This window comes from Neisseria sp. HMSC058F07, assembly GCF_001810035.1.
Lineage (GTDB): Bacteria > Pseudomonadota > Gammaproteobacteria > Burkholderiales > Neisseriaceae > Neisseria > Neisseria perflava.
On the sequence record NZ_KV799673.1, the window covers coordinates 1 to 416 of the forward strand.

The 416-nt window shown below is 49.3% G+C and carries 1 protein-coding gene and 1 pseudogene; both read left to right on the forward strand.

Annotation, left to right across the window (positions count from 1 at the left end; genetic code table 11):
- Window positions 1-95 precede the first annotated feature (95 nt).
- The gene (locus HMPREF2696_RS03375) at window positions 96-311 is read left to right on the forward strand and encodes a hypothetical protein (protein WP_049351938.1); all 216 of its coding nucleotides are present in this window, start codon (window positions 96-98) and stop codon (window positions 309-311) included.
- Window positions 308-416, forward strand: a pseudogene (locus tag HMPREF2696_RS11990) (DNA primase); the annotation flags it as partial. The gene HMPREF2696_RS03375 and the pseudogene HMPREF2696_RS11990, both read left to right, overlap by 4 nt.

The window sequence follows — 416 nt, forward strand, 5'->3', positions numbered from 1 at the left end:
GGCATAGGGCAAACTTCGCCCTAGTGTTTTCATAACTAATTGATTTTATTAGATTCATGTTTTGAAACACTGGAGGCAGAGCAAAGGATAAAACCATGAAACAGACCAATAAATCCGACCGTTTCCGCCGGTATCTTAACCGCGCCTTGCTGGTGTTTTGGGTGTTGCTTTTGGCTTTGGTAGTCCGAGCCTGTAACCAGCCCGCCCACGCTGACACGGAGCAACTAGAGCAGGAAACGCCTGCAATATGGGAAACCGATCCGACCGCCGGAATTGTTTTAGAACCAGTATCAGAGGAGGCAGAGCAATGAAACCAACATACCAAGACATTAAAGCCGCCGCGCAATACCGCTGGCCGGAAATACACGCCGCATTAGGCATAGACCCGCGATACCTGAAAAACAAACACCAGCCCT

Excerpts from the sequence above, each read along its gene's own strand:
- HMPREF2696_RS03375 (WP_049351938.1), top strand. The coding sequence starts at position 96 with ATGAAACAGACCAATAAATCCGACCGTTTCCGCCGGTATCTTAACCGC.